Below are 869 nucleotides of genomic sequence, written 5' to 3' on the forward strand. Positions count from 1 at the left end.
GCCGAGATCGAGCGGCCGCGCCTGCTCCGCGCCGCCGATGCTGGGACGCCCGCCGCGCTCCGCGCGATGCTCGCGGCACACCAGGTGATCCTTCTCCGCGGCGCGCAGCTGGATGCCGACGCGCAGGCGGCGCTGGCCGCCGGGCTCGGCCGGCCGGCCGCCGACCAGCCGGAAGGCCGGGAGGCGGAGCCCGGCTGGCATATGGACCTCGCGTGGTCGGCCGCGCCGCCCCGCTTCTGCCTGCTCTCGGCGCGCGTGCCTGCCGGGCCGGGCGTGCGGATCGCCTTCGCCAGTCAGGTCGCGGCGCATGACCGGCTCGATCCCTGGCTGCGCGAGCGGATCACCTTTCTGGACGCGGAGCACCGCGCCACCGAGGACGGAGAGGCCGGGGCGGTGCATCCGCTCCTGCGGCTCGACCCGGAGACCGGGCGCAGGTCCCTGCTGATCGGCGCCACCGCGCGGCGGATCCGGGGCCTGCCGCCGGAGGAGAGCGACGACCTGCTGCACCGGCTCCAGGCCGCGGCGACCCACCCGGCGCTGGTCCTGCGCTTGGAGTTGCGCGACGGCGACCTGCTGCTCTGGGACAACGCGGCGGTGCAGCACCGCCTTGGCCTCGCCGCGGGAGCGGAGCTACGGCTGCACCGCGTGGCGGGCCACCCGCCCGTCGGGCCGCAGGAGGTGACGCTCCCCTGGGTGTCCGCCGGCTGAGCCGGCGGCTCAGGCCCGCGCCGCCGCCGCGACCTCCGGAGGCGCCTCGGCTGCAGCCGCGCCGAGCGCCGCGACCTCGCCGATCACCACGAGCGCCGGCGTGGGCAGCCCTGCGCGACGCACCGCGAGCGTAGGTCGGAAGAGCACACGCCTGAACCCCA

At 77.7% G+C, this 869-nt stretch carries 1 protein-coding gene; it reads left to right on the plus strand.

Translation table 11 applies throughout. The annotated features are described in order from the left end of the window. Window positions 1-708 (plus strand): TauD/TfdA dioxygenase family protein (locus L2I40_RS23820; protein WP_237217821.1); only part of this gene is annotated, 708 nt, incomplete at its 5' end. Window positions 709-869 lie beyond the last annotated feature (161 nt).

Origin of the sequence: Falsiroseomonas oryziterrae (assembly GCF_021864505.1) — a bacterium.
Taxonomy (GTDB): Bacteria; Pseudomonadota; Alphaproteobacteria; order Acetobacterales; family Acetobacteraceae; genus Falsiroseomonas; species Falsiroseomonas oryziterrae.